This window comes from Streptococcus sp. 10F2, assembly GCF_054331515.2.
The window spans coordinates 1-621 of record NZ_JBTGGE020000129.1 but is presented as its reverse complement, the minus strand read 5'-3'; the positions used below and the strand labels follow the sequence as shown (position 1 = coordinate 621).

Annotated in this window: 1 protein-coding gene; it reads right to left on the bottom strand. The window is 39.3% G+C overall.

Features of this window, described 5'->3' with window-relative positions; all coding sequences use genetic code 11:
* Window positions 1-296 precede the first annotated feature (296 nt).
* Window positions 297-621, bottom strand: a 325-nt coding sequence (locus ACXM1Q_RS09375; protein ID WP_458517822.1) for a transposase, incomplete at its 5' end; no start/stop codon positions are given.

Below are 621 nucleotides of genomic sequence, written 5' to 3'. Positions count from 1 at the left end.
AATTTTCTACCATTTGTCAACCAACTTCTCTAAAAATGGGCCAATTTATTTGGCAGAGTGGTGCCTGTTGAGCCTAGTTGTAAAGCTAAGAGAAGGGGATTTGGTGTCAAGGCCTTGAGCGTTAGCGTGCCTTTACGCTGAATCCCTCTTCTCTTATAATTGGCTAGCTCACAGGCATTTTTGTAGAAATTTTATTCCTCAAATTGAGCGAACGGATTAAAAAAGAGCACACTGAAACAGCACCCTGACTTTCCATTTTTTTCGCAAGGTGCTACAATGGTATGGCATAAGTTTCTTTACTGACTTTTTGCAATCTTGTAGTCGTAAAGCTTATTATGCGTTATGAGGTAATGTATCGTCCGTATTAGCCGATGCATGGAGGCAATCGCATGTGGTTTCGTAGAACCCTTTGGCGATTGTCTTTTTCTTTTCTCATAAAAATCTGCAATATGACATGGTTTAGTACGACTAGCTGAAGCGATATTATGAATACACTTGAAGAGAATTTTGCGGGCATAAGGATTTCCACGTTTTGTAATGTGTTCTCTAGCCAGATAGTCCCCAGATTCATAATGTCTTAGATCAATGCCAATAAAGGCGTTAATCTGATTCGATGTTTTA